Origin of the sequence: Kitasatospora sp. NPDC091207 (genome assembly GCF_044768625.1) — a bacterium.
Lineage (GTDB): Bacteria > Actinomycetota > Actinomycetes > Streptomycetales > Streptomycetaceae > Kitasatospora.
Genome location: NZ_JBIVVS010000002.1, coordinates 42234 through 66802 on the forward strand (window position 1 = coordinate 42234; position 24569 = coordinate 66802).

General features: G+C 74.0%; 25 protein-coding genes. 16 read left to right on the forward strand and 9 right to left on the reverse strand.

Annotation, left to right across the window (positions count from 1 at the left end):
• Positions 1 to 26 precede the first annotated feature (26 nt).
• On the reverse strand, positions 27 to 683 hold the full coding sequence (locus tag ACIQTO_RS04790; RefSeq protein WP_402382888.1) for a TetR/AcrR family transcriptional regulator: 657 nt from the start codon (positions 681 to 683) through the stop codon (positions 27 to 29).
• Positions 684 to 850: 167 nt separating this feature from the next.
• Here ACIQTO_RS04790 and ACIQTO_RS04795 point away from each other — a divergent pair, with 167 nt between their 5' ends.
• Positions 851 to 2431 (forward strand): APC family permease, encoded by a 1581-nt coding sequence (locus ACIQTO_RS04795; protein WP_402382891.1) that lies wholly within the window; start codon positions 851 to 853, stop codon positions 2429 to 2431.
• Between the two features lie 187 nt (positions 2432 to 2618).
• Here ACIQTO_RS04795 and ACIQTO_RS04800 read toward each other — a convergent pair whose 3' ends face one another.
• Positions 2619 to 3578 (reverse strand): helix-turn-helix transcriptional regulator, encoded by a 960-nt coding sequence (locus ACIQTO_RS04800; protein ID WP_402382893.1) that lies wholly within the window; start codon positions 3576 to 3578, stop codon positions 2619 to 2621.
• A gap of 171 nt (positions 3579 to 3749) precedes the next feature.
• Between ACIQTO_RS04800 and ACIQTO_RS04805 the strand changes: the two genes are divergently transcribed.
• From ACIQTO_RS04805 to ACIQTO_RS04815, 3 genes are all read left to right on the forward strand, one after another.
• Positions 3750 to 4490 (forward strand): alpha/beta fold hydrolase, encoded by a 741-nt coding sequence (locus ACIQTO_RS04805; protein ID WP_402382896.1) that lies wholly within the window; start codon positions 3750 to 3752, stop codon positions 4488 to 4490.
• A 194-nt stretch (positions 4491 to 4684) separates the two neighbouring features.
• Positions 4685 to 5149, forward strand: a complete 465-nt coding sequence (locus ACIQTO_RS04810) for an OsmC family protein (RefSeq protein ID WP_402382899.1) — start codon at positions 4685 to 4687, stop codon at positions 5147 to 5149.
• Positions 5146 to 6585, forward strand: a complete 1440-nt coding sequence (locus ACIQTO_RS04815; RefSeq protein ID WP_402382902.1) for a dihydrolipoyl dehydrogenase family protein — start codon at positions 5146 to 5148, stop codon at positions 6583 to 6585. The genes ACIQTO_RS04810 and ACIQTO_RS04815 overlap by 4 nt, the downstream gene beginning before the upstream one ends.
• Before the next feature lie 174 nt (positions 6586 to 6759).
• On the opposite strand, the gene ACIQTO_RS04820 is transcribed toward ACIQTO_RS04815, so the two are convergent.
• Positions 6760 to 8088 carry a tetratricopeptide repeat protein gene (locus tag ACIQTO_RS04820; protein ID WP_402382905.1) on the reverse strand — a complete coding sequence of 443 codons (1329 nt, stop codon included), beginning with the start codon at positions 8086 to 8088 and terminating at the stop codon, positions 6760 to 6762.
• A gap of 224 nt (positions 8089 to 8312) precedes the next feature.
• Between ACIQTO_RS04820 and ACIQTO_RS04825 the strand changes: the two genes are divergently transcribed.
• A complete protein-coding gene (locus ACIQTO_RS04825; protein WP_402382907.1) occupies positions 8313 to 8471 on the forward strand; it encodes a hypothetical protein in 159 nt (52 codons plus the stop codon).
• An 85-nt stretch (positions 8472 to 8556) separates the two neighbouring features.
• Positions 8557 to 10137 carry an asparagine synthase-related protein gene (locus ACIQTO_RS04830; protein ID WP_402382910.1) on the forward strand — a complete coding sequence of 527 codons (1581 nt, stop codon included), beginning with the start codon at positions 8557 to 8559 and terminating at the stop codon, positions 10135 to 10137.
• 48 nt (positions 10138 to 10185) lie between these two features.
• Here the strand turns inward: ACIQTO_RS04830 and ACIQTO_RS04835 are convergent, their stop codons facing one another.
• Positions 10186 to 10719: a GNAT family N-acetyltransferase gene (locus ACIQTO_RS04835; protein ID WP_402382913.1), complete on the reverse strand. Its 534-nt coding sequence runs from the start codon at positions 10717 to 10719 to the stop codon at positions 10186 to 10188.
• 566 nt (positions 10720 to 11285) lie between these two features.
• Here ACIQTO_RS04835 and ACIQTO_RS04840 point away from each other — a divergent pair.
• The gene (locus ACIQTO_RS04840; RefSeq protein WP_402382916.1) at positions 11286 to 12077 is read left to right on the forward strand and encodes a GNAT family N-acetyltransferase; all 792 of its coding nucleotides are present in this window, start codon (positions 11286 to 11288) and stop codon (positions 12075 to 12077) included.
• A 40-nt stretch (positions 12078 to 12117) separates the two neighbouring features.
• On the opposite strand, the gene ACIQTO_RS04845 is transcribed toward ACIQTO_RS04840, so the two are convergent.
• Positions 12118 to 13002 (reverse strand): EamA family transporter, encoded by an 885-nt coding sequence (locus ACIQTO_RS04845; protein ID WP_402382919.1) that lies wholly within the window; start codon positions 13000 to 13002, stop codon positions 12118 to 12120.
• A gap of 53 nt (positions 13003 to 13055) precedes the next feature.
• Between ACIQTO_RS04845 and ACIQTO_RS04850 the strand changes: the two genes are divergently transcribed.
• Together ACIQTO_RS04850 and ACIQTO_RS04855 are read left to right on the forward strand one after the other, a co-directional pair.
• Positions 13056 to 13919: a MurR/RpiR family transcriptional regulator gene (locus ACIQTO_RS04850; RefSeq protein WP_402382920.1), complete on the forward strand. Its 864-nt coding sequence runs from the start codon at positions 13056 to 13058 to the stop codon at positions 13917 to 13919.
• A gap of 381 nt (positions 13920 to 14300) precedes the next feature.
• Positions 14301 to 15332: a LacI family DNA-binding transcriptional regulator gene (locus ACIQTO_RS04855; RefSeq protein WP_402382923.1), complete on the forward strand. Its 1032-nt coding sequence runs from the start codon at positions 14301 to 14303 to the stop codon at positions 15330 to 15332.
• 75 nt (positions 15333 to 15407) lie between these two features.
• Here ACIQTO_RS04855 and ACIQTO_RS04860 read toward each other — a convergent pair whose 3' ends face one another.
• The gene (locus tag ACIQTO_RS04860; RefSeq protein ID WP_402382925.1) at positions 15408 to 16190 is read right to left on the reverse strand and encodes an alpha/beta fold hydrolase; all 783 of its coding nucleotides are present in this window, start codon (positions 16188 to 16190) and stop codon (positions 15408 to 15410) included.
• Between the two features lie 200 nt (positions 16191 to 16390).
• Here ACIQTO_RS04860 and ACIQTO_RS04865 point away from each other — a divergent pair, with 200 nt between their 5' ends.
• The 4 genes from ACIQTO_RS04865 (at position 16391) to ACIQTO_RS04880 (ending at position 18404) form a co-directional block, all read left to right on the forward strand.
• A complete protein-coding gene (locus ACIQTO_RS04865) occupies positions 16391 to 16909 on the forward strand; it encodes an EF-hand domain-containing protein (protein WP_402382928.1) in 519 nt (172 codons plus the stop codon).
• A gap of 92 nt (positions 16910 to 17001) precedes the next feature.
• Complete coding sequence (locus tag ACIQTO_RS04870; RefSeq protein ID WP_402382931.1) at positions 17002 to 17457, forward strand: hypothetical protein; 456 nt, start codon at positions 17002 to 17004, stop codon at positions 17455 to 17457.
• Positions 17458 to 17607: 150 nt separating this feature from the next.
• The gene (locus ACIQTO_RS04875; protein ID WP_402382934.1) at positions 17608 to 18054 is read left to right on the forward strand and encodes an SRPBCC domain-containing protein; all 447 of its coding nucleotides are present in this window, start codon (positions 17608 to 17610) and stop codon (positions 18052 to 18054) included.
• Positions 18051 to 18404: an ArsR/SmtB family transcription factor gene (locus tag ACIQTO_RS04880; RefSeq protein WP_402382937.1), complete on the forward strand. Its 354-nt coding sequence runs from the start codon at positions 18051 to 18053 to the stop codon at positions 18402 to 18404. The genes ACIQTO_RS04875 and ACIQTO_RS04880 overlap by 4 nt, the downstream gene beginning before the upstream one ends.
• Positions 18405 to 18555: 151 nt before the next feature.
• Here the strand turns inward: ACIQTO_RS04880 and ACIQTO_RS04885 are convergent, their stop codons facing one another.
• Positions 18556 to 19584: an LPXTG cell wall anchor domain-containing protein gene (locus tag ACIQTO_RS04885; protein ID WP_402382940.1), complete on the reverse strand. Its 1029-nt coding sequence runs from the start codon at positions 19582 to 19584 to the stop codon at positions 18556 to 18558.
• Between the two features lie 104 nt (positions 19585 to 19688).
• A complete protein-coding gene (locus ACIQTO_RS04890) occupies positions 19689 to 20201 on the reverse strand; it encodes a GNAT family N-acetyltransferase (RefSeq protein ID WP_402382943.1) in 513 nt (170 codons plus the stop codon).
• A gap of 86 nt (positions 20202 to 20287) precedes the next feature.
• On the opposite strand from ACIQTO_RS04890, the gene ACIQTO_RS04895 reads away from it, so the two are divergent.
• From ACIQTO_RS04895 to ACIQTO_RS04905, 3 genes are all read left to right on the forward strand, one after another.
• Positions 20288 to 21415 carry a hypothetical protein gene (locus ACIQTO_RS04895; protein ID WP_402382946.1) on the forward strand — a complete coding sequence of 376 codons (1128 nt, stop codon included), beginning with the start codon at positions 20288 to 20290 and terminating at the stop codon, positions 21413 to 21415.
• Between the two features lie 153 nt (positions 21416 to 21568).
• Positions 21569 to 22495 (forward strand): hypothetical protein, encoded by a 927-nt coding sequence (locus tag ACIQTO_RS04900; RefSeq protein WP_402382948.1) that lies wholly within the window; start codon positions 21569 to 21571, stop codon positions 22493 to 22495.
• A gap of 192 nt (positions 22496 to 22687) precedes the next feature.
• Positions 22688 to 23032: a hypothetical protein gene (locus ACIQTO_RS04905; protein WP_402382951.1), complete on the forward strand. Its 345-nt coding sequence runs from the start codon at positions 22688 to 22690 to the stop codon at positions 23030 to 23032.
• 115 nt (positions 23033 to 23147) lie between these two features.
• Here ACIQTO_RS04905 and ACIQTO_RS04910 read toward each other — a convergent pair whose 3' ends face one another.
• Positions 23148 to 24368, reverse strand: coding sequence for a glycosyltransferase (locus tag ACIQTO_RS04910; protein WP_402382954.1), 1221 nt, complete (start codon positions 24366 to 24368; stop codon positions 23148 to 23150).
• Positions 24369 to 24569 lie beyond the last annotated feature (201 nt).

Genomic DNA, 24569 nt, shown 5'->3' on the forward strand with positions numbered 1-24569 from the left:
CCGCGCCGTGACCCGGGACCGTCCGGTCAGGCCGCCGCGAGACGGGCCGCGAGGCCGTCCAGGAGCAGCCGCAGGGCGAGTTCGAAGCCGCGTTCGTCGAGCCCGGGCACCCCGGTGCCCGGGCCGCCACCGCGTTCGGCGGAGGCCTCCAGCGCGCCGGCCAGCGCCGGATAGCGGGGCCGGTAGTCCGTCGAGGAGCGGGTGAAGCCGGCGCTGAAGGTCTCCAGGGCGGAGCCGAGCACCAGGTAGTCGATCGCTGCCGCGGCCTCGGCGGCGTCGGCGGGCGCCAGACCGGCCCGGCCCAGCGCGCCGAGCAGGGCCTCGTAGCCCAGCAGTTGCTGTTCGGCCTCGACCCGGCGGCGGGCGAGCAGCGCGATGGTGTGGGGGTGTCGCAGGAAGGCGGCGCGGTAGCCGCGGACGTAGGTGGTGAGGCCGGGCCGCCAGTCGCCGCCGGCGGTGCCGCCGAGCGGGCCGAGGTCGATCTCGGCGTTGACGAGTTGGGCGAGCCCGTCGATCACGTCGTCCTTGCCGCTCACGTGGTTGTAGAGCGAGGCCGCCTTCACCCCGAGCCGGTCGGCGACGGCGCGCATGGTGAGACCGTCGGAGCCCTGTTCGTCGACCACGTCGAGCGCGGCCCTGGCGATGATCTCCCTGCTCAGCAATGCCCTGGTCGGTCGTCCCACGCCCTTCGCCCCTCCCTGCCCGCTGCGTCGCCCCACGGTATTACAGCCTGGTCTCGACTCTTCCCATGCCCCGGCCAGGGGGTTACCGTCCCTGACTAACAAAGTTAGTTTTCTGTGGCGGGCCCGTCCGAGGGGTTCACCACGGGCGACGGCAAGGTGGACGCCCCATGACCGACAACCTCCCGAGAGCCCGCGGCGGCCGGACGCCCGGCACCGCCCCCGGCAGCGACGCGCCCCCGGCTCCCGCCGGGACGGACGCCGCCGGGACGGACGCCGAACGGCTCGCCGCCCTCGGCTACCGCCAGGAACTGCGTCGCAGCCTCGGTGTGCTCGGCAACATCTCGATGGGCTTCGCCGTGGTCTCCCCCGTGGTCGGCCTCTACGCCGTCGGCCAGGTGGGCCTCGGCGTGGCCGGCGGCGCCTGGGTCTGGGCGCTGCCGGTCTGCCTGCTCGGCCAGATGCTGGTGGTGGCGGTCTACTCCGAACTCGCCTCCCAGTGGCCGCTGGCCGGCGGCGCCTACCAGTGGAGCCGCCGCCTCACCGGGCCGACCTTCGCCTGGCTGACCGGCTGGATGTGGCAGTTCGCGGTGATGTTCGCCAACACCACCGTCGCCTACCTGGCCTCGCCCTGGTTCTTCGCCCTCTTCGGACTGACCCCGACACCCGCGCGACTGGTGCTGGTGTCGGCGGCGTTCCTGCTCGTCTGCACCCTGGTCAACGCCTACGGCGTCAACGTGCTGCGCCGGTTCGTCTCGCTGGGCATCGCCGCCGAGACGGTCGCCTCCGTCCTGGTCGGTCTGGCACTGCTGCTGCTCTTCCGGGCACACGGCCTCGGCCTGCTCACCGACCTGCTGGACGCCCCCGCCACCGCCGGGGTCTCCACCGGAGCGGCCTTCCTGGCCGTGATCGCCGTCGGCGGCTGGGCGTTCATCGGCTTCGACGCGTGCGTCTCCACCGCCGAGGAGACCAGGGACGCGGGCCGGCAGGTGCTGCGGGCGATGTGGTGGGCGCTGCTGAGCGTGGGCGTCGTGGTGATCCTGAACGCCGTCGCCGTGGAACTCGCCCACCCCGACCCGGCCGCCGTGGTGCGCGGCGAGGACCTCGACCCGGTCACCACCGCCGTCACCTCGGCCTTCGGCGACTGGTCGGCCAAGCCGTTCGTGGTGGTCGTCCTGATCTCGTTCACCGCCTGCCTGCTGGCCTCGCAGGGCGGCGCCGCCCGCGGCCTCTACTCGCTGGCCCGGGACGGCGTCTTCCCGTTCGCCAACCAGGTCCGCCGGGTCAACCGGCACCGGGCGCCGATCGGCGGGCTGGTCGCGGCCACCGTGGTCAGCTCGGCCGCGCTGCCGCTCGGGCTGGAGTCCACCGCGATGGGCAGTCTGATCACCTTCGGTACGGCCGCGACCTTCCTGCCGTTCTTCCTGCTCAGCCTGGCCGCGCTGCTCGCCCGGCTGCGCGGCGTCTGGCGGCCGGCCGGCCAGGTCTCGTACGGGCGCGCCGGGACGGTGATCAACGCCCTGGCGGTGCTGTGGACCGGCCTGGAGGTGGTCAACATCTGCTGGCCGCGCGGCATCCTGGCACCGCCCGGCGCGCCCTGGTACCAGGTGTGGGCCGCCGTGCTCGGCGTCGGCCTGGTGACCCTGGCGGGGCTCGGCTATCTGCTGGTCCGCCGCCCGCAGCGGCTGATGCGCGACGGAGCCGTGGCGGACCGGGCCGGCGCGGACGAACTCGCGCCGGCCGTGCACTGAGGGGCACGGGCACCGTCGGGCGGGCGCGTACCCGACGGTCAGGCGCGCCGGGATGGCGGTACGGAGGGCCGGGCGGGCGCGTACCCGACAGTCAGGCGCGCCCAGGATGGCGGCGCGGAGGTCCGGGCGGGCGCGCGCCCGACAGTCGGGCGCGCCCGGGACAGCGGCGCGGAGGGCCAGGCGGGCGCTATCCCGGTTCGGCCCACCCGGCGAGCCGGGCGGCGAGCGCCCGGACCTCTCCCCGCAGCGCGTCCGGACGGCGGACGGTGAACGGGAAGCCCAGCCCCGCCAGCATCACCGCGAACCCGTCGAGGTGCTGGGCCCGGGCCCGCAGCAGCACGCGGCCGTCGTCCGTCCCGGTGAGCGTCCCGAGGACCGGCGGGATGCGCTGCCGGGCCTCGGCGAGGGTGGTCGTGAGGACGACCTCCACCTCGTGCGTCCACGGCACCGAGGCCAGCGACTCCACCACCCGCTGGACCGGGTCGAAGCCCTCCGGCGGCTCGAAGCCGGTCTCGCCCGGTTCGGCGGTCGCGATCCGGTCCAGCCGGAAGGTCCGCAGTTCGCCGCTGCGGTGGTCCAGCCCGGTGGTGTACCAGCGGCCCGAGTGGAAGACCAGCCCGTACGGGTCGAAGTCGCGCTCGCTCGGCTCGCCCAGCCGGTCACGGTAGGCGAGCCGGACCCGGCGCCGGCGGCGGGCCGCCTCGGCGAGCGCGAACAGCGCGGTGGCGGCCGGGCTCGGGCCGGCGGCGGGCGCCGAGGTCAGCCCGAGCGTCTGCTCCACCGCCGCGACCCGCTCGCGCAGCTCCGCCGGCAGCACCCGTTGGATCTTGGCGAGCGCCGACTCGGCGGCCTGCTCCCCCACCGACAGCCCCGACCGGCGACCGGCCAGCAGCCCGAGCACCACCGAGGCCGCCTCGTCCGCGGTGAGCATCAGCGGCGGCAGCCGGAAGCCGGGGCGCAGCCGGTAGCCGCCGTACCGGCCCCGGTCGGCCTGGACGGGGATGCCGAGGTCGGCCAGCCGGGCCGCGTACCGGCGCACCGTGCGCTCGTCCACCTCCAGGCGGGCGGCCAGCTCCGCGCCGGTGAGGCCGGGCCGGGCCTGGAGCAGTTCCAGCAGCGCGAGGACACGGCTGACCGGGTGGTTCATCGGCTCTCCTTCGTCGTCCGGCGGGCGGGCGTCCGGCGGGCGGTCTCCCCGACAGCCGGGCCCGGTCGGGACTGCCGCCGGGCGGATCCCGGATTAATCCGGGCGAAATCTGTCCGGCTTCGATCCTAGAGTCGTTCCTGACGGATTCCCCCCGGACAAGGAGTGGTCCCCATGAGCACCTTCGTACTCGTTCCCGGTTTCTGGCTCGGCGCCTGGGCGTGGGACGACGTCGCCCGCCCGCTGCGCGAGGCCGGGCACACCGTCCACGCGGTGACCCTCACCGGGATGGCCGAGCGCTCCGGCGAGGGCGGGCCCGAGGTCGGCCTGGAGGACCACATCGCCGACGTGACCGGTCTGCTGACCCGCGAGGACCTGTGGGACGTCGTCCTGGTCGCGCACAGCGGCGGCAGCACCCCGGTCACCGGCGCGGCCGACCGGATGCCCGAGCGGATCGGGCGCGTGGTCTACGTCGACAGCGGTCCCGTCCCCGACGGCGCCGCGCTGGGCGACCTCTGGGAGGCCGACCACCGGGCCCGCGTCATGGCGTCCCTGGTCGACGGCCGGCATCCGATGCCGTCCTGGGAGGAGTTCGCCGCCTCCGGCACCAGCGCGGACGGGCTGGACGACGCCACCCGCGCCGCCGTCCGCGAGCGCGCCACCGACCAGCCGGCCGCCACCTTCACCGAGCCGCTGCGGCTGACCGGCGCCGGGGCGGCCCTGCCGAAGGCGCTGGTCTCCTGCTCGTTCCCACTGGAGCAGGTCCGCGCCATGATCGCCTCCGGTCATCCGTACTTCTCCCAGCTCGGCGGCCCGGAGTGGGAACTGCGCGAGCTGCCGACCGGACACTGGCCGATGTTCTCGCGGCCGGCGGAGACGGCGGCGGTACTGGCGGAGCTTGCGAAGCTCGCGTAACCGAGCCGACCGGCGGGCGCCACGGCGGGGTGACCCGGCGGCGGCGGTCCACTCCGTGGGCGCCCGGGTGCTTGCCCCACAGCGCACTCGCCCGCGTGTTCGGCTGCGCACGGCGGCCCGGGCGGCGCAGGATGGCCACGGCGCCCGTGCCCCCGGGCGCCCGTGACACCGAACGAGAGCGAGGCCCGCCCGCCATGAGCCAGACCCCGACCAGCACGACGAGCACCGAACCGGCCGCGGCCGCGCCGGAGTTCCGGCGGGTCACCACCGCCGTGGTGACCGGCAGCAGCGCCGACGCGCCGTTCCACGTCGACGTGCGGGCCGGCACGCACCCGCTGACCGCGGACGAGCCGGTGCGCCGCGGCGGCTCGGACAGCGGGCCGGAACCGTTCGCCCTGCTGCTCGGCGCGCTCGGCTCGTGCACCGCGATCACCCTGCGGATGTACGCGGAGCGCAAGGAGTGGCCGTTGGAGACGGTCCGGGTCAGGCTCGGATACGAGACGGACGGGAGCCGCGGCCGGGTCTCACGCCTGGTCGCGTTCACCGGCGCGCTGGACGACGCCCAGCGCGCCCGCCTGCTCGACGTCTGCGAACGCACGCCCGTCACCCTGGCCCTGCGCGCCGGGGTGACCATCGACACGACGGAGGACCGCGCATGACGACCGCGCCCGAGGAGTACGACGTCATCGTGGTGGGCGCCGGCCCGACCGGCGAGAACGTGGCCGACCGGACCGCCGCCGCCGGGCTGCGCACGGTGATCGTGGAGGCCGAACTGGTCGGTGGCGAATGCTCGTACTGGGCCTGCATGCCGAGCAAGGCCCTGCTGCGCCCGGTGGCCGCGCTGGCCGCCGCCCGCGCGGTGGCCGGTGCGCGCGAGGCTGTCGGCGGCGGCGCGCTGGACCCGGCCGCCGTACTGGCCCGCCGCGACTCGTTCACCTCGCACTGGCGGGACGACGGCCAGGTCCAATGGCTCCGCGACACCGGCATCGAGCTGGTCCGCGGACACGGCCGGCTGGCCGGCGAACGGACGGTCACGGTCGAGGCCGAGGACGGCACCGAGCGGCTGCTGACCGCCCGGCACGCCGTCGCGGTCTGCACCGGCAGCCGGCCGGTGCTGCCGGAGGGCGTCCCCGGGCTGGCCGACGCCCGGCCGTGGACCAACCGGGAGGCGACCGGCTCACCCACCGTGCCCGGGCGGCTGGCGGTGGTCGGCGGCGGCGTGGTCGGGGTGGAGCTGGCCACCGCCTGGCGCGCGCTCGGTTCGGAGGTCGTCCTGCTGGTGCGCGGCGACGCGCTGCTGCCCCGGATGGAGCCGTTCGCGAGCGAGCTGGTCGCGGAGGGCCTCAAGAGCGCCGGGGTGGACCTCCGCTTCGGCACCGAGGTGGCGTCACTGGAGCGCGTCGACGGCGCCGGGGTGACCCTCGTGCTGGGCGACGGCGAGCGGCTGACGGCCGACGAGGTGCTCTACGCCACCGGCCGGGCCCCGCGCACGGCCGATGTCGGGCTGGAGCAGGTCGGCCTGAAGCCCGGCGCCTGGATGGACGTGGACGACAGCTGCACCGTGCTCGGCATCGACGGCGACTGGCTGTACGCGGCCGGGGACGTCAACCACCGGGCGCTGCTCACCCACCAGGGCAAGTACCAGGCCCGGATCGCGGGCGCGGCGATCGTCGCGCGCGCCGAGGGGCGGCCGTTGGACACCGCGCGCTGGGGCGCGCACGCCGCGTCCGCCGACAGCGCCGGGGCGCCGCAGGTCGTCTTCACCGAGCCGGAGGTGGCGGCCGTCGGCCTGACGCTGGAGGCCGCCGAGCGGGCCGGGCTGCGGGTCCGGTCGATCGACCACGACCTGGGCGCCGTCGCCGGCGCCTCGCTGTACGGCGACGACTACCGGGGCCGGGCCCGGGTGGTCTTCGACCTGGACCGCCAGGTGCTGGTCGGCGCCTCCTTCGTCGGCCCCGGGGTCGCGGAACTGCTCCACTCGGCCACCGTCGCGGTGGTCGGCGAGGTGCCGATCAACCGGCTCTGGCACGCCGTACCCGCCTACCCCACCATCAGTGAGGTGTGGCTACGGCTGCTGGAGGGCTGCCGGGGCTGAGGCACCCGGGCCGGGGCCGCGCCGGGTACGACCCGGCGCGGCCCCGGTGCGGGAGGACCCTTGGGGCCTGCGACGAACCCGTTCCGCGGATCGCGCGGATCGGCCGCCCGAAGAACGAGAACACCGCACTCGCGGAACGGAACAGCCGCGATCCGGTAGGGCGGCGAGTCGGGTTCAACTGACGGACATGGTCCGTTCGTGGAGCTCCCGAGCGCCACGATTTCCAAGGTAGGGCTGGATCAGCGTCTTCATCTCGCGAAACCGGTCGTCAGCTCGACCTGACTGGATCAGCGGGTACTCATCCAGCATGCGGTGCCAGTCAGCGAAGGCTTCTTCGAACCGGCCGGCCTTGAACTTCCGCTCAGCGAGCATCCCCCCGTACCGCACCCTGGTTCGCCGGAACACAGGCTCGCGGATCTGATGGGACTGCTGCATCGATTCGATCGCCCCGGCCATGTCTCCTAGCTCGTACCGGACTTGTGAGATGTGGTAGTGCAGGGCGGATGGGTCGTACGAGCCGAGGGCCTTCGCCTGGGACTCGGCCTTCTCCATCGCCGCTTCGGCCTGCTTGATCCGAAGAAGCGCGAGCGAGCGGTCACCCGTGATGGCTGCCGCGTGGGCCTCCTGGCCCGCCAGGAACGCGCGCATCCGCGGGCCTGCCTTGGGAGAGGCCGCGGATGCGCTCTGGGCGAGCCTGCTGGCGGTGGGACCGTCGCCGAGGTCACCGTGCATGACGCTCATGCCCCGCAGGGTTGTGCAGAACGTCAGCTCATCACCAGCGATCCGTGCCAGCTCCAGCGCCTTGACGTAGTACCGACTGGCCAGGCCGTCGAGGCGCTCGTCCATGGCCATGTAGCCGGTCAGGTAGCAGTGGTCGGCGGCGGCCGACAGCAACTCCTTGCGGACCTCGTCAGGGGCCTCGGCCTTGAGGTACGGGCCGATGGCGTTGACCAGGAACGTCGCGGCCATGGGCCGCGCGTAGCGGCCTCCCTGCTGGTCGTCGATCCCGCTGATGAGCTCGGTCATCGCGATGACCGACTCGACCTCGCGCCGGCCGATGCGCATGGACGGATTGGTCTTGATCATGTCGATCCGGCCGACCACATCCTGCCACCCGGGCACGGCGACCACGGCGGCCGAATAGAGGCCTGCACCGAGTACCGATCGTCGGGAAGGGTCCATGTCCGCGCGCGCCAGGTCCATCAGTCCAGTAATGAGATCAGTGCCCTCGTCGTCAAGCCTCGGCTTCCCGAACCCGGCGTCGGCCGCGGTGACGGGCCGTCGGAGTCTCAGCGACAGCACGTCGAGGATCAGGTCTCGAGTCCCCTGCCGAGGCATCGTCCCGTCGTTCAGCCAGTGACTCACCGACGAGTTGTCGTACCGCAGGCTCAGTCCTGTGCGCGTACCGGCAGCGTTGATGGATCGGGCGAACTGCCCATAGCCCCAACCAGCCTCGTACAGAAGGCCTCTCAGCGCCTCGTTCTGACGGCGTGTCCGTGACATGCGGGTCATCCTGCCCTGAATTCAATGCTTTCAACTCCCGATCATGACCGGACGGTTACGCGCAGTGCCGACCTGGCGGTTGTCTGGTTGTGCGGCGGCCGGCCATCCAGGAACACCCCCGGGCCGCCGCCGGTACCCGCGATCCCGCAGGTACCGGGCTTCCCCGCGCCCGCCAGACGCGTCGGCGGGAGAAGCCAACCGACTGAGGCGAAGGGAACAGCTCCGTGAACATCACCGACGAGACCATGCTCATCGAGGCCGCCGGCCGGATCTTCGACGACGAGCCCGCGTACGAGGTCATGGACACCACCGACCGGTACAGCTACAAGAAGATCGCCGGCAGCTCCGACTCCGTGCAGACGTACGACACCACGGCCGTCTGACGAACTCTCGTGCCGGCCGCAGCAGCGACCGCTGCTGCGGCCGGTCCGCGTCCCGTTCCCACCCGACGCACGAAGGACCGCCGCGATGTTGCACCTCCGCATCACCCACGACGACATCACCACCGACAGGGCATGGGCGTGGGCGGCCGACCGCTGGCGCTGCGGATCCTCCTGGATCGCCCCATACCGGCACGAGCTGACCGAGCGGAGCGCCTTCACCGACGGCATCCGCACCGCCTTCGTCTCCACCACCAGACTGGCCGGCACCATCCCGAGGCGGCCTGAGGTCGAGCAGGTTTCGCCTGGCTCGTACGCTCGCCGGCTACGCGAGCTCCGCGACAGTCACGGTGACCGGGTCACCGTCGAGATGAGCCCGGGACAGGCCGTCAGGATCACAACCGGGCCCGAGTGCACCTCCCCCCAGTACCTGGCTACCCAGGACGACGTGCTCCACGGCTCATGGGATCTGATGGACCTCCGTGATCACCAGGACCACAACCGGCTGGACCACTTGGCCGTCACCCGTCACCTCGCCCTGCGTACCCGGTACACCGCCGCCACGTTCTGGCAGGACATCCGGCTCCTCACCGAGCGGGCCACCGCACGCTTCGGCCTCGGTGGCCCGCTGACCATCCAGTTCCCCGGACCCGCCGAGCACTCCCGGGCACGGACCCTCCAGGACGGCGCCGACCCGGTACCGCTGTTCCTGGATCTCCTCGGCCGGTCGCTGTCGCGGATCCCGTGGATGGGCTCCAGGACCGCTGTGCAGCTCTCCGGTGGCATGGACTCCACCGTCGTCGCCCTGGCCCTGCGGACAGCTCCGCTGGGAGCCGGCGTGACTGCGGGGACGGTCCTCCTGGACGGCGAACCAGGCGTACAGCAGTCCGGGCGCCGCGCGCTCGTCCTGGAGTACATCGCATCCGGTTGGTCGTCCGTGACCGTCCAGGCCGCCGATCATCTGCCCTACGGGCCGACGTCCCGCTACAGCCGCCACACCTGGGTCTCCCCCTATCAGGACATCTACGCCGACGCGCTCGACGCCCTCTCCGGCCGCTTCACCGACCACGACGTCCGAGCGGTGTTCACCGGGATCGGCGGCGACGAGCTGATGGCCACCACCGCCGCCGAGGACCACGGAGGGTGGGGAGGTTTCGAGCGCCCCGACACCCCGCCGTGGCTCGGACCGGTCGCCAGGGCCGTCCTACCGGACATCGACACCGCCATCACACCAGCTGCGGTCGTTCCGGAGACCGCCCTCATGGCCAAGACCGTATGCGGCCCCGCGTTCATGCGGCGTGGCATCTGGCCCGTCCACCCGCTCACCGATCCGCTCCTCGTCCGGTTCTGCGAGTGGACGCCCCTGGAGTGGCGGGAGCAGAAGCGACTCCTGCGCGAGATCATCGGCAGGACGGGCATGCCTCCGCAGGTGGCCCGGCCGCCGATCGCGGAGAACTTCCGGCAGATCATCACCACGGCGATGCGCCGGCACGGGGTACCCCGTATCCGGACGATCCTCGACAGCGGTTCGCCCCTCATCGAGGCCGCGCTCATCGACGCGGACGGACTGGCCACCGTCGCGGACCGCCTGGAGGCCGGCGCCCCCGCGGCCGGCGACCACGAGGTCGTCTTCGCACTCCTCGCCGACTCCGCGCTCGTCCGGCGCTGAGCACGCCGGTGGTCCCGGCGGTTTCCGCCGGGACCACCGGCATGTCCCTCAGAGACCGCGGCCGACCATCATGTCCGCCAAGCCAAGGACGCGCTCGGCCTGCCGTTGCAGCATGTAGACCTTCACGTCGTGCCGCTCGGCGACTCGCAGCAGATCCCAGCCCTGGGCCTCCTGGTAGTACCGGGAGAGCTGTTCCTGCCCCGTACCCCGACGCACCCAGCGAAGGCCCTGCTGAGCGGCGTGGTCGAGCGACCACCACGCGATCAGCCGGCCCAGCCGGTGCGGATTCGGCGCGGTGAAGGTGGTCGCCAGGAACAGCGTCGGCTCGGCGCGCTCCTCCTCGGTGAAGCCCCACGGGGGAAGCGCCTCGTTCCCGAAGTGTGTGGTGCAGCCGACGACCCCTTCGGCCTCGTGCTCCAGCACCCACACCGGGAAAGTCGGGTCACCCGCCTGCGAGCCGTACACCTCCGCCATGTCCGCACACTCACCCAGACCGCGCACCGTCAACCATGCGGACCGGGCTCGCACCAGATCGGCAATCGCGCCCGCGTCGGAGCCCACCGCAACACGCATTCGATACACCAGTCGCCTCCTCCGGCACACCCTCAACGACCATACAACGCGAGAGAGATCGGTCGGGGACATGGCCCCCGCGAATCCGTGCGCAGCCGTCTCAGGGATTCCGGCAGATTCGGAGTCATGGCACCGATGCAGCGATGGGATGAGACAGGGCGCATGGCAGGCCGAGCTCCCGGGTGGCTTCGGCAACGTGGTGCTCAAGCCGGACACGCAGCGGACAGGTCTCACGCCCACGTTCGCGGCCTGCACCGCAGCGACGGCACGGGCGGGAGCCGGCAGTAGCCAGACCCGCCCCGCCGGTCAGAACACGTACGGGCCGCAGGAGATCGCTCCTGGGGCCCGTGGTCATCGGCGCGCCGTCGGGGCGGTCCGCCGCCGCTGCTGCGGGGGGCGATTGACCGGCCGGGTCCAGGCCCAGGGGTGGGGTTGGACGCGACCCGGGTGAGTCACTAGGAGGGAAGGGCCGCCTCGGGCCGGTCGGGCGGCGGCTCGCCGCCCCCTTGATCTCCGGCAGCCGCCCGCCGATCATGGCGGAGGCAGACTGCTCCCCGGAGATCGGACGGACCGGCGTGACCGAGGCAGAACCGGACTGGCAGGTGGGGCGCGACACCGAGGGCCTTCCGCTGGTGCGCTACCGACGCGGTGAACGGGAGGGGCGTCCCTGGGCCAGTGCGCTGGAGGTGCTGACCACCGGGACGGCCGGTGTCGACGGACCCGTCAGCACCGTCGACCCGGTGGAGTTCGTGCTGTCGGACATGTCGGGCTGGATCGTCTCCGGCCGCGTCGAGTTCGGCGAGCGGCTGCTGCGCCGCGGGGCCCGGATGCTCCGGCTCGGCCACACCATGCTGCGGGACCTCGCCGGTGATCCACCGCCTGCCGGGTGGCCCGACTGGGCGCGGACTCCGTTGCGGGACGGGTACCGCAGCGTGCCGTGCGACCGCGATGCCGAGGCGCTCACCCCGGCGCTGGGCGCGGCGTTCGGCCCCGGCCACCCCGACCACCGCCCCGATCACGACGCGCGGACCGTGCACGAGGATCTGCGCACCCTGCTGGCCGGAAGGATCGTCGGCCCCGTCCTGCCGTCCAGCGCCCTGGTGGTGGACCCGGACGACCGGGTCGTGGCCGGCGCCGTCGTGACCGACTTCGAGGGCGTGCCCTGGATCGCCCATCTCTTCCGGCATCCCGACCTCGGCTACCCCGGGCTCGGCCGCGACCTCATGCGCCGGGTGATGGCCGACCTCGCCGGACGCGGAAACCCGGAGATGGGGTTGGCCGTGACCGAGGGAAACGCGGCTCGCGGCCTGTACACCTCACTCGGCTTCCGGTTCACCCGGAGCACGATGACGGTCGTCGTCCCCTGAACCCACCGCTCGCCCACCCGCCCAGCCGCCCCACCCGCCGCTACGGACGGGCGAGCTCCAGGACGGCGATCCCGGCCAGGACGGTGGCACTGGCGGTCATCCGGAGCCGGCCGAGGCGCTCCCGGAAGACCATCGTGGCGATCAGCGCGGCGATCACGATGCTCGTCTCGCGCAGCGCGGCGACGGCCGCCAGGCTGCCCCGCGACTGCGCCCAGACCACCAGGCCGTAGGCGGTCAGGGAGAGCACCCCACCGGCGATCCCCACCGGTACCACCGGGCCGACCCCGACGAACAGACCGCGACCCCGCCGGATCCAGGCGATCAGCGCCAGGCTCGGCCCCTGCAGCAGGAAGAGCCAGGCCACGTAGCCGCCGACGGTCCCGGCCTGCCGGACGCCACTGCCGTCCAGCACGGTGTACGAGGCGATCATCACGCCGGTACCGGCGGCCGCGCCGAGAGCGGGCAGCTGCGCCCGCCCGGGTATCCCCTTGGCGAAGGCCAGCCCGATCAGACCGCAGGAGATCACCAGGACGCCCAGCAGCTCCCCGCCGCCCAGGCCCTGGCCGAGCACCGTCACGGACAGCACCGCCACCAGCAGCGGCGCCGACCCCCGGGCGATCGGGTACATCTGCCCGAAGTCCCCGAGCTGGTAGGCACGCAGCAGCAGGAGCTGGGACACCACCTGCATCACCACCGAGGCCAGGAGGTACGGCCAGGCCGCGGCGGCCGGCAGCGGATTGAGCGCGACCAGCACGACCGCGCAGGCGGTGTACGCGAGGTTGATCAGGGCGAAGCCGACCAGCTTGTCCTGGATCCGGTGCGCCAACCCGTTCCAGACGGCGTGCAGGACCGCCGCGACGAGGACGGCGACCGGCACGGCCGCCGACGACCCACCGCTCGGCAGCGCGAGCGCGATTGCGGGCATGGCGAAGCTCCCCTCCAACGGACTGGAACAGAATTCCACGGTACACTGGATCCATGGAAGAGCATTCCGATTTCTCGCCACTGGAATCACAGCTGGCCGCGCACATCCGCGCCCGCCTCGGCGAGCTGCGCGGCTCCGAGGCGCGGGTCGCGCAGGTGGTCCTCGACCGGGGGGCCGACCTGGTGCAGCTGAGCGTGAGCGATGTCGCCGCGCTGGCCGGCACCGCGTCCTCCTCCGTGGTGCGGGCGTGCCAGCGGCTCGGCTTCAAGGGCTACCAGGAGTTGAAGATCGCGGCGGTCCGCCAGGCGCCGGCCCCCTCGCCGGACCTCTCCGCGGCGGCGGACCCGGCGGCCCGCGCGCTGACCGACACCGTGCGCGCCGCCCGGGAGGCACTCGACGGGATCGCCACCACCCTGCCCGCGCAGGGCCTGCGGGCGGCGGCCGAGGTGCTGAACGCGGCCGACCGGGTCGTCCTGGCCGGCGCGGGCCTCTCCGGCGCGGTCGTCCTGGACGCCGCCTACCGGCTGCGCGCCCTCGGCATCCCGGTCGACTCCCCCGCCGACCCGCTCACCGCGCAGCTGGCGGCCGCCGGGCTCCCGCCCACCGGCGCCTGCCTGGCCGTCAGCCACACCGGCGCGACCCCGACCGTGGTCGACACCGCCCGCCGCGCCCGCGACGCCGGCGCGAGCGTCGTCGCGCTCACCAGCTACGCCCGCTCGCCGCTGAGCGAGGTCGCCACCCACACCTTGGTCGCCGGCGGGCAGGACCTCGTCTTCGGCCTCGAAACCACCGCCAGCCGGATCGCCCACCTGGCCGTGGTCGACGCGCTGACGCTGACGTTGCTGGCCCTGCGCGGGGAGGCGGCGGAGCGCGCGCTCAACCTCTCGGCGGACGTGACGGCCGATCACACCTACTGAGGCCGGGGCCCCCGGCGCGGAGGCGGGCGCACAGGGGTGGGGACGGGCGCACGGGGGCGGGGACGGGCGCGGGGCGCCGACGGCGCGCACCCCGGCGTCGGCGTGCACGATCCCGCCGGTGGTCCTCGGGAGCCGGTCCGGGAGCAGCGCCACCAGCGCCCGCGCCACCAGTGCCCGCGCGGCCGACCGCCCCCGAGCGGCTCGCCCCGGAGGCCCTGCGCACCGCCGGGGGCCAGGGCACGGCGACGGTCGCCGAGCGGCTCGGCCGAGACCTCGCGACCGGCGCCGGCCACCGCCCGGCGCCGCGTCCGACGGCGCACCCACACACCGGCCGTCCGGCACTTTCGGGCCTGGTCAGAGGCGGTGTGTAGGCTCGCGTGCATGGTGAGGGTGACGCGGGACGACGTGGCGCGGGCGGCGGGGACGTCGACGGCGGTTGTCAGCTATGTGATCAACGACGGGCCGCGGCCGGTGGCGGCGGCCACCCGGGCCCGCGTCCTGGCGGCGGTCGAGGAGCTGGGCTACCGGCCGAACCGGGTCGCCCAGGCGATGGCCCGGCGGCGGACCAACCTGATCGGCATGGTCGTGCCGGACGCCCGGCAGCCGTTCTTCGCCGGGCTCGCGCACATGGTCGAGCAGGCGGCGGCCGAGCGCGGCCGGCTGCTGCTGATCGGCAACTCCGACTACGCCGACGAGCGGGAGGCGCACTACATCCGGGCCTTCCTCGGGATGCAGGTGGACGGGCTGATCCTGGTGACCCAGGACCCGTCCGTGCCCGGCGTGGCCGGCTTCGAGGCCACCGACGGCACCCCCGTCGTGCTGCTGCACCACCGGGCGGAGACCGAGAGCGGGGTGGCCGTCGTCGCCGACGACGACGGCGGGGCGCGCGAGGTGGTCCGGCACCTGCTGGGCCACGGGCACGCCGAAGTGCACTGCTTCGGCGGGACGTTCGCACTCAGCCCGACCGACCCGGTGACCTCCCGGACCGCCGGCTGGGCGGCCGCCCTGGCCGAGGCCGGCCTGCCCACCGAGGGCCGGCTGACACCCGCGCCGTTCGACCGCGTCCGGGCGCACGCCGAGGCCCTCGCGCTGCTGGCCCGGCCCGACCGGCCGTCGGCGGTGTTCTGCGCCACCGACGACCAGGCGATCGGCCTGCTGCGGGCCGCCGACGACCTGGGCATCCGGGTGCCGGAGGACCTCGCGGTGGCCGCGTTCGACGACATCGCGGAGGCCGTCATCGCCGGGCCGCCGCTCACCACCGTCGCCACCGCGCAGGACGAGATGGCCCGGGCCGCCGTGGACCTCGTGCTGACCGCCAAGGCGAACGAGGAGCCCGTCCCGGCGGGCGCCCGCACCTTCCCCGCCCGCATGGTGATCCGCCGCTCCTGCGGCTGCCCGGGGACGGCCGCGTAGCGAACGCCGACGGCGCCCACCGTCCGGCGAACGTCGTCGGCACCGCCCTGCCTCGCCGGTCAGGCCGTCAGGCCGTCAGGCGACCTTCGGCCGCGGGCCGTCGAGCGGCTCGGCGCCCAGGAAGTCGAGCAGCAGCGCGTTGAGCTCCGCCGGCCGCTCCAGGGCGGGCAGGTGGCCCGCCCAGGGGAGGTCGAGGCGGCGGGCACCGGCGATGCGGTCGGCGAGGTGGTCGGCGATCCGGGTGAAGTCCGGGAAGTCGTGCGCGCCGGTGACGAGCAGGGTGGGCGCCGTGACGGCGGACGGGTCGGTGTCGACCGCGATCTGCCCGAACTCCTCCACGGCCGCCAGCTGGACCTCGAAGGCGTGCCGCTGCATCTGCCGCACCCGCGCCCGGGCCGCGTCGTCCGCGTCGGGGCCCAGCCAGGCCGCCACGTTGAGTTCGGTCGCTCCGGCGATGTCCCCGGCCTCGATCAGCGCGTCCTCGCGGTCGCCGAACGCCCGGAGCGCGGCGCTCGGCCGCTGCCCCGCCAGCGCCGTGCACAGCAGCGCGAGCGCCGTCACCCGCCGCGGCCACCGGGCCGCCACCGCCAGCGCGACCCGGCCCCCGCCGGATGCCCCGACCAGCGCCGCCCGCTCCACGCCGAGGTGGTCCAGGAGGTCCAGGACGTCCTGGGCGTTGTCGTACGGGCGGTCCGGCACGGGCGTCCCGCCGAAGCCCCGGAGGTCGCAGCGGACCACCCGGAGGCCGGCCCCGACCAGGGCGGGCACCTGCCCGTCCCACATCCGCCGGTCACAGACCGTGGAGTGCACCAGGACCACCACTGGGCCGCTTCCGGCCTCGTCATGAGAAAGGATCACCGCGCCACCTTAGGGGCCGACCGCGCGGGGCGCCTCCGGTTATCCCCCGCGGCGCGACACCCGCACCTGGCACGACCTGGGCCGACGCCGGCTCCGCCGGGCTGCGGCGCCCGACCGGCAGTGACCCGGCGCGGGGTGCGGCGTTGAACGGGGCGCGGGTGGAGCGGATCACCCGCTCCGGCCTCACGAAGGGCAGGTTCATGGACACCATCACTGCCAAGCGGCACATCTTCACCATGCTGGACGCGGACGGCGACGGCGTCGTCTCCCGGCAGGAGTACCTCACCCGCCCCGAACGGGCGGCCGCCGCACTCGGCCGGGACGCGGGCGACCCGCTGGTCCGCGCCGCGCGCTCGGCCCACGAGCGCGTGTTCGCGTCGATGGACGCGGACGGCGACGACAGGGTCACCTTCGAGGAGTACGCGGCGTGGGCGGGGGCCGGTGCCTTCGACGAGGTGTGCCGGCAGGCGCTGGGGTCGCTGTTCGACCTCGCCGACGCGGACGCGGACGGGGCCCTGGGGCGTGCGGAGTTCACCCGGCTCCGAGCTGCCCTGGGCAACTCCGCGGACAACGCCGCGAAGGCGTTCGACGCGCTGGACACCGACGGTGACGGGCGGGTCGACCGTGCCGCGTACCTGGCGTCGATCCGCGGGTTCGTCACCGACGGCGCGTCAGCCATGGCGGAGGCACTGCACGACCGCGCCGGCAGCCCCGCCTGAGGCCGGCGGCGGCAGCGGGCCGGCCCGGAGCGGTCCGCGCGGGCGGCCGTGCTCTACTGGTGGCCCGCCCGCCCCGTCACCGGAGGTCGTCCGTGGCCAGGCTCCTGCTCCGTCCCGGCATCGACCCCGACGAGCCGGACGTGCCCGTCGTGACGCTCGTGGTCGACCCGGACGGCCCGCCGGCCGAGCGCGCCGTCGCCCGGCTCGGGGACCACTGCTACGAGGGCGACGGCGTGTTGTACCTGGTGCGGACCGACGGTTGGGCCGAGCGCGCGCTGGACGCCGGCCGCCTGGTGGTCGGCATCGCCGTCTACCCCGTCGTGCTGGGGCAGGCCGGCGCGGACGCCGCGGCGTTCGCCGGCCGCTCGCCCGTCGACCCGGAGGCCGTGCTGGTGCTCCGCGCCGAGGCCCCGGTGGACCCGGAGCTGTACGCGCGGGCGGCGCCCGGGGCCGTGGTGTTCGCGGCAGGCCCCGAGGAGACGCTCGACGACCTGCTCGCCGCCGAGGAGGCGTGGCCGATGGTGGTGGCTCCCCCGCCCGAGCGATGAGGGAGAGCCCACTCCTCGCTGCCGCGGCGTGGGCCCCCGACGACTCCGAGCGACAGCGGACCACTCCCGGGCGCAACTTTCCGGTTGCACCTCGCCGACCCACGTGCAACTCTGGAGTTGCACACACTGGCAGCGACGAAGGAGCCCCTCATGAGCGAGGACCGGATCGAGCGCGAGACCCTGATCGCGGCATCCCCGGAGCGGGTCTGGACCCTGGTGGCCCAGCCCGGCTTCTGGGTGGCCGAGGAGGCGAGCCTGGCCGGCACCGTGGCCCGGGAAGGCGAGTCCACGGTGGCGAAGAACCCCGAGTACGGCGACTTCCCGGTGCGGGTCGAGAAGGTCGAGCCGCCGACCTACCTGGCCTACCGCTGGGCCAGCGCCTTCCCCGGCGAGGAGCTGCGCGAGGACAACAGCACCCTGGTGGAGTTCACCCTGACCCCGGAGGGCGACGGGACGCGGCTGCGCGTCGTCGAGAGCGGATTCGCGGCCCTGGCCGGATCCGAGCAGCTGCGCGACAAGGCGGTCGAGGACAACACCGGCGGGTGGCCGCAGGTGCTCGACGCGTTCCGCAAGCGCGCCGAGCAGCCGTCCGCATGACCGGCGGGGTCCGCGGCGGCGCCGAGCCGGCCGACCACGTCCTCGCCGCCCTCGCCGACCCGACCCGCCGTCACCTGCTGGACCTGCTGGCCGAGCGGGGCGAGGCCACCGCGACCGCGCTCGCCGAACGGCTGCCCGTCTCGCGGCAGGCGGTGGTCAAGCACCTCGCCGTCCTGGACGGCGCCGGACTGGTCACCGCCACCCGGGTCGGCCGCGAAGTGCGGTACGCGGTCCGCCCCGCGGCACTCGACGCGACGGCCCGCTGGATGGCCGCCCTCGCGACCGACTGGGACCGACGCCTGGCGACCGTCAAGCGCCTCGCCGAAGCGGCCGAGCGGGAGGGTCGGTAGGGCGGCGCCGCCCGTCCGCGCACCCGTGCGCCCGGCCCCCGAGGGGTCGGGCGCACGGGTGTCCCGCCACGTCGCGCCCGGCGCGGGTCCGCGACGACGACGTCCCGCCCGCGCGGGTGCGCGGACGGGACGGAGCATGGGGACCGGCGGGTCAGCCGCGGGCGTTCTTCCGGCGGCGGGCGACGAGGACGGCCGCGCCACCGAGGGCGACGGCGGCGGCGCCGGTGACCGCGAGCGGCACGGTGCCGGAGCCGCTACCCGTCGCGGCGAGGTGGCCGCCGGCGGCGGTCGTGGTGCCGCTGCCGGTGGTGCCGGCCGGGACGACACCACCGGTGGAGGTCGCGGACGGCGACGGCGACGCCGAGGCGGTCGGGGAGGCGCTCGCGGTGGGCGAGGTGCTCGTCGACGGCGTGGCGGTGGGCGTGGCGGTCGGCTCGTCGCGGAAGGTGACGCGACTGGTGGACGATCCGGTCAGCCGGTTGCAGGTGTACTTCACATTGGTGGGGCCGACCCCGTACGGGAGCACCTCGGAGCCGCCCGAGACGGTGAGGGTGTAGCCCTCGGCCTTGGCGGCACCGGCGGAGATCCGGAGCACCACGGTGAACATCTCGTGCGAGGGGATCCGGTGCGACCCGAGGGACACCGACCCGGTGGCGGGATCCACCGTGACCGGCGCCCAGACGGCGTCGCCCTGGAACTTCACCCCGGTCTGCGGCGGGACGGCCCCCGTCGCGCTCTTGATCACGGCGGTGATCCGGAAGTCGGTGAGCGTCGTCGAGCTGCTGTTGTAGAAGGAGACGGCCATGTCCCGGGTGGATCCGTCGGTGTCGAGGGTGACGCCGTGGACCGGCATGGCCTCCTCGCGGACGTACATGCAGCCCTGGGGCAGGGTCGGCGTGGCCGTCGGGGTGCCCGTCGGGCTTCCGGTGGGAGACGGCGTAGTGGTGGCCGACGGCGTGTCGGTGGCCGAGGGGGTGGCGCCGGCGGACGGGGTGCCCGTCGGCTCGGCCGACGGGGCGTCCGTCAGTACGGCGGACGACGTGGTGGCGGCAGGTGTCGGCACCGTCGCCGAGGGGCTCGGCAGGGCGTCGTCGGCGAAGGCACCGGTGGCCCCTGAGACCATCGCGCCCGCGGTGAGCACGAACAGGGCGGCGGTGGCCGCCAGACGGGAGGTGCGCACGATCGCGGCTCCGGCTGTGAGAAGTGACGGGATGACGTTCTGATGGGATGACGTACGAATGATGCGAACGGTTGTACGCACCCGTCACCCGGCCCCGGTCCCGGCTAACCGAGTTCGTCCGCCAGCAGGTCCATCAGCAGGTTGTCGTGCCAGGTGCCGTCGGGGCCGCGCTCGTACTGGCGCATGGTGCCCACCGGGCGGAAGCCGACCTTGGCGTAACAGCGGATCGCCGCCGCGTTGTCCGCCGCCGGGTCGATGATCAGACGGTGGTAGTGGTGGTCGGCGACGAGGTGCCGGGCCAGGGTGCGGACGGCGTCGGTACCCAGACCCCGGCCGTGGCGGACGGGATCGAGGTAGATGTCCATGCCCGCGTGCCGGTACTCGTCGTCGTTGTTGGCGTACCACTGGATGGCGCCGGCCACCTGACCGTCGACCAGGACCACCAGGGTCTCGGTGTCCGGCTCCTTGAGCTCGGTGGCGACGGCTTCGGCGAGGTCCTCCCCGCCGCGCCAGCGGGCGTAGACCTCGGGCGTGGCACGGATGGCCGCGAGCGCCGGGATGTCCTCCGCCGTCGCGGGGCGGAGCGTGACGTGGGTGCCGTGCAGGATCGTCCCCATAGAGGGCATGTTTGCACGGAAAAGGGCGTTCGGCGAGCATTTTCCGCATTGCACACACCCCCTCCCACCAGGGATGATTCGCCGCCGTGACACATTTCCTGATCGTTCTCGTGGCCGTCCTCGTCTACTTCGCGGTGAAGAAGTCCCGCGCCACCAAGTCGGCGGAGTGGGCCAAGACCCAGTTCGACCCGGCCGCCTTCGGTCTGGTCCCCCGCGAGCGGCTCGACCCGCGCCGCTCCGGGCCGCCGGTCTCCGACGAGCGGCGTCAGCGGTCGCAGGCGATAGCCGACGCCGCCTGGGGCGGGGACTGGCGTCCCGCCGCCGCCCATGTCGAGGCGGCCGGCCAGGACTGGGAGGAGCGCTGGTCGCGACTGGAGCTGCTGGCGAGCATCGCCAACGAGGGCGACGCCTGGCTGACGGCCTGGCGCGCCGCGGACCCGAACAGCTGCGACGCGGCCACCCTGGAGGCCAAACAGATGGTGCACCGCGCCTGGGCGATCCGGGGGTCCAAGTACGCGCACGATGTGCCGGCCGAGGACATGGCGACGTTCCGCGAGCTGCTGCCCGCCGCGATCGAGGCGGCCCGCCGGGCCACCCTGCTGGCGCCGGCGGATCCGGCTCCGTGGGTGGTCATGGTGACGACGGCGCGCGGCGCGCAGTACTCACCGGAGCAGTTCGAGCCGCTCTGGACCGGCCTGGCCGAGCGCGCGCCGCACCACTACGAGGCGCACTGGCAGGGCATGCAGTACTGGTGCGCCAAGTGGTTCGGCTCCGACAAGAAGATGCTGGCGTTCGCCGAGCGGGCGATGGACCACGCGCCGGCCGGGAGCCCGCTGCCGGGGATCTACCTGCACGCGCTGTCCGAGCTGGAGAAGCGCAAGACGCTCGACGCCACGCTGGCCGGGGAGAAGGCCAAGGAGCGGCTGAAGGCGGTGGCCACGGCGCTGGCCGCGGTCCCGGCCGACGACGAGCGGCTGCCGGCGCTGCGGCACCTGCTCGCGTACTACTGCGGCAAGGCCGAGCTGCACGCGGAGGCGCTGGAGCAGTTCCGGCTGATCGGCCGCTGGTGCGGGGCTCCGGTCTGGGCGGACCAGGGGGACCCGGTGACGGTGTTCGACCTCGCGCGCGGTGTGGCGGTGAAGCTCTCGGAGGCGCAGCCGCTGCCGCCCGAGCTGCGGCCCGCCAAGAGTCTGGATCATCACTACAACGGGTAATCATTTCATTTCGGAGCGTGCTGACCGGCCGTCATTTGGGTGTACCGTGACCGCCAGAAGCGGATCGTCCCCGAAGAATGGGGCGAGCCCGGCAACGTGTTGACGCACGCGGCCGGGCTCTTCATCCGCCGAGTGGTAAAGGCCCCACTGACGATGCTCCTGCATGCTATCGCGCCGTCGCGCGACTTCACCCAGATTGCCAACTCCCTGGTGTGGGACGACGAGTTGTCGGACTCCGCCTTTCGACTGCTTGTGCGAGCCCTGGCGCTGGGCCCCGCGAAAGCCCGCGCCACGACGGTGACCGCTCTGGCCGCCGGACTCTCCGGCGGCCGCATCACCACCGACCGCGCCCGCCGCCAACTCACCCGCGCCGGACTGCTCCACACCACCCGACGACGCGGGACGGCCGGGCAGGTGCGGACCGAATCCCTGGTCTCCAACGTACCGCTGGACACGGCGGAGGCGGAGCGGCTGTTCGACGAGCATTTCGAGCACACGAGTCGGGCGGGGGACGGCGGCCCGCCGGATGCCGGGAAACGCACTCGCGGCCCGTCGACCGTCCGGGCACTCGGCACCGCCCTCCCGGGGGTGACACCCAGGGTGAACACCTCCCCCCTCCCTCCCCCGCCGACACCCGAAGATGCCTCCGGTGCAGCGGAGTTCACCGAGGCCGAGCAGGTCCTGCTGGAACTCCGGCGGGCCGACCACCGACTGACCCTGGGGGCCCGCGAGGTACGGCGGCTGGCGCCGCTGGCCGCCGAGTGGCTGGCCAGGGGCGTGAGTTCGGCCGCCCTGCGTACCGCGCTGACCAGCGGCCTGCCCGAGCAGGTCAAGTCCCCTGCCGCACTGCTGCGGTGGCGCCTGGAGGGCAAGCTGCCCGCCCGGATCGATCCGGGCACGGTGGCGGCACCCGTCCCGTGCGACGGCTGCGACCGGGCCTTCCGCCCGGTGGACGGCGAGCGGCGGTGCGGGAGTTGCCGCACCGAAGCCGCCACGCGCACTGCCGTCGACGCACCGGCCGAACCGAGGCGGGTGGACTGGCGCACCCTCGTCACCCAGGTCGGGGCGACGGCGGGGTAGCGACGCGGCGGGGTAGCGGCACGGCGGGCCTTCACGGCACAAACGAATGGCGGCTCACCTGGACCCTTCGCCAGAATGCCCTCGTGAACGTGAACCCGCGCCTGAAGTCCGTACGGCCACTCCGAGTACGTGCCGAGCATGAGTAGGGTCGCCCCGGGGCATTGCTGGACCTGCGGACGCCCCTCCAGGAGCGTGCCGGCGCAGTTCCTCCGGGACGGAAGGTTCTCCTGGCGGGACACCCGGATCTGTCACGCATGCTCGGACCAGGGCTTCGACGGGATCGGCCCGGACTGGCTCCGGGATGCCGTCCTGCAGACCACCGGCGGTGTCGTTCTCACCCTTGCCGCCGAGCAGCCTGCCCGGGTCCACGTCCTTCGCATCCTCCGGCGGACCTACGGTGGGACGGTCGCCGAGACCGCCGCGATGCTGAGCGACCTGCTGGGCCGGGGCCTGCGGATCACACCGGCCGAGGCCGAGTTCCTGACCGCCGAGTTCTCCGCCCTGGGGCTCCTCGTGAGCCCGGCGGGGCCGCGCTGACCACCTGGGAGAGCTCCGAGGCCGTCAGGAGAGCGATCAACGGACGCGCCCCGCCAGACCCTCGCGGGCGCACGGTCGGCCGGCGGCCACGCCGACTTGACGCCGCGTCGACCCGTCATCGCCCGGCGTCGTCGAGCAGCAGCTTCGCGGCCACCGCCGCTCCGTCGGCACGGAACGCGCCGGCCACGGCGGCCGCCCGCTCGCGGGTCCCGGGCAGCAGCGCCACCTTGAGCGCGGCCGCCAGGGACTCGGCGGTCGGCGTCGGACCGTCGTGCGCCGCGCCGATCCCCAAGTCGGCCACCCGGCCCGCGAAGTACGGCTGGTCCGCCCCCTGAGGGACCACCACCTGGGGCGCGCCGGCCCAGGTGGCCGTCGTGGTCGTGCCCGCGCCACCGTGGTGCACGACGGCGGCCACCCGACGGAACAGCGCCTGGTGGTTGACCTCGCCGACGACGAAGCAGTCGTCGCGGTCGTCGATCAGCGCCAGGTCGGCCCAGCCCCGGGAGAGGACCGCGCGGCGGCCCTGCGCGCGGATCGCCTCGACGACCACCCGGGCGGCGCCCTCCGGATCCCGCATCGGAACACTGCCGAAGCCCACGTACACCGGTGGCGTACCGGTGTCCAGAAACTCCTCCAGGTCGGCGGGGAGCGGGCGTTCGTCCGGCAGGACCCACGCGCCGGTCTGCACCACGGCCAGACCCGCCGGCTCCTCCCACGGGGCCAGGGTCGGGTCGGCGGCCAGCCACGGCAGCTCGGTGAAGACGTGGTCGCGGACGTTGTCCACCGGCGGCAGGCCGATCGACGCCCGGTGGGAGTTGACCGCCTCGCCGAACACCTCCTGCGCGTCCAGGGCGTCCTGCTCCCACAGCAGCGCGTTGTCGGCCACGTCCGCACGGAGCGGCCGGCCCGGCCGGGGAAGCGGCGGGTGGTGCGGCGACGGCAGGGTGACCGGCTGGTAACTCGCGTACACGTACCGGATACCCAGCTTCTCGGCGGCCGCCCGCACCCCGGCCGCGGCCGGCACCAGGCCGGTCGCCACCAGCACCTCACACCCCTCGGCCACGGCGGTGACGTTGGCATAGAACGCGGCGACCAGCTCGGCCGCGCGTCGGGGCACGCCTCCCGGCGTCGGCGGCGTCTTACCGGTCACCAGGTCGCGCACCGACTGCCCGGTCGGCACCAGCTCCACACCGACCGCCGCCAGCCGCTTCGCGAACTCCTCGTCCGGCGGCGCGCACACCCGCACCTCCGCGCCGGATTCCCGCAGCCGCACCGCGAGTCCGACCAGCGGCTCGACGCCACCGCGCGAATCGTAAGCAGACAGCACCACACGCATTCAGTACTCCCGTTTCAATCCCGCACATTCGAGCTTCGAGCGGAGATTCTGCGGCATCACCGGGGCCTTGCCGCAAGGCCCCTCCTGCGCTATATGTTGAGAGTGGAAAGGAGTGGGTACGCCTCTTTCCCCGCCGTTCTTTCCCCGCCGTGGTTCACAGTTGACGGACCGCCCCCTCCTCTCGCCGGCTACCGCACGGCA

What these genes read in the sequence shown, in the direction of transcription:
- ACIQTO_RS04795 (WP_402382891.1), top strand. Translation starts at nt 851, where the DNA reads ATGACCGACAACCTCCCGAGAGCCCGCGGCGGCCGGACGCCCGGCACC.
- ACIQTO_RS04800 (WP_402382893.1), bottom strand. Translation starts at nt 3,578, where the DNA reads ATGAACCACCCGGTCAGCCGTGTCCTCGCGCTGCTGGAACTGCTCCAG.
- ACIQTO_RS04805 (WP_402382896.1), top strand. Translation starts at nt 3,750, where the DNA reads ATGAGCACCTTCGTACTCGTTCCCGGTTTCTGGCTCGGCGCCTGGGCG.
- ACIQTO_RS04810 (WP_402382899.1), top strand. Translation starts at nt 4,685, where the DNA reads ATGAGCCAGACCCCGACCAGCACGACGAGCACCGAACCGGCCGCGGCC.
- ACIQTO_RS04815 (WP_402382902.1), top strand. Translation starts at nt 5,146, where the DNA reads ATGACGACCGCGCCCGAGGAGTACGACGTCATCGTGGTGGGCGCCGGC.
- ACIQTO_RS04820 (WP_402382905.1), bottom strand. Translation starts at nt 8,088, where the DNA reads ATGTCACGGACACGCCGTCAGAACGAGGCGCTGAGAGGCCTTCTGTAC.
- ACIQTO_RS04830 (WP_402382910.1), top strand. Translation starts at nt 8,557, where the DNA reads ATGTTGCACCTCCGCATCACCCACGACGACATCACCACCGACAGGGCA.
- ACIQTO_RS04845 (WP_402382919.1), bottom strand. Translation starts at nt 13,002, where the DNA reads ATGCCCGCAATCGCGCTCGCGCTGCCGAGCGGTGGGTCGTCGGCGGCC.
- ACIQTO_RS04850 (WP_402382920.1), top strand. Translation starts at nt 13,056, where the DNA reads ATGGAAGAGCATTCCGATTTCTCGCCACTGGAATCACAGCTGGCCGCG.
- ACIQTO_RS04855 (WP_402382923.1), top strand. Translation starts at nt 14,301, where the DNA reads ATGGTGAGGGTGACGCGGGACGACGTGGCGCGGGCGGCGGGGACGTCG.
- ACIQTO_RS04865 (WP_402382928.1), top strand. Translation starts at nt 16,391, where the DNA reads ATGGACACCATCACTGCCAAGCGGCACATCTTCACCATGCTGGACGCG.
- ACIQTO_RS04875 (WP_402382934.1), top strand. Translation starts at nt 17,608, where the DNA reads ATGAGCGAGGACCGGATCGAGCGCGAGACCCTGATCGCGGCATCCCCG.
- ACIQTO_RS04880 (WP_402382937.1), top strand. Translation starts at nt 18,051, where the DNA reads ATGACCGGCGGGGTCCGCGGCGGCGCCGAGCCGGCCGACCACGTCCTC.
- ACIQTO_RS04890 (WP_402382943.1), bottom strand. Translation starts at nt 20,201, where the DNA reads ATGGGGACGATCCTGCACGGCACCCACGTCACGCTCCGCCCCGCGACG.
- ACIQTO_RS04900 (WP_402382948.1), top strand. Translation starts at nt 21,569, where the DNA reads ATGCTCCTGCATGCTATCGCGCCGTCGCGCGACTTCACCCAGATTGCC.
- ACIQTO_RS04910 (WP_402382954.1), bottom strand. Translation starts at nt 24,368, where the DNA reads ATGCGTGTGGTGCTGTCTGCTTACGATTCGCGCGGTGGCGTCGAGCCG.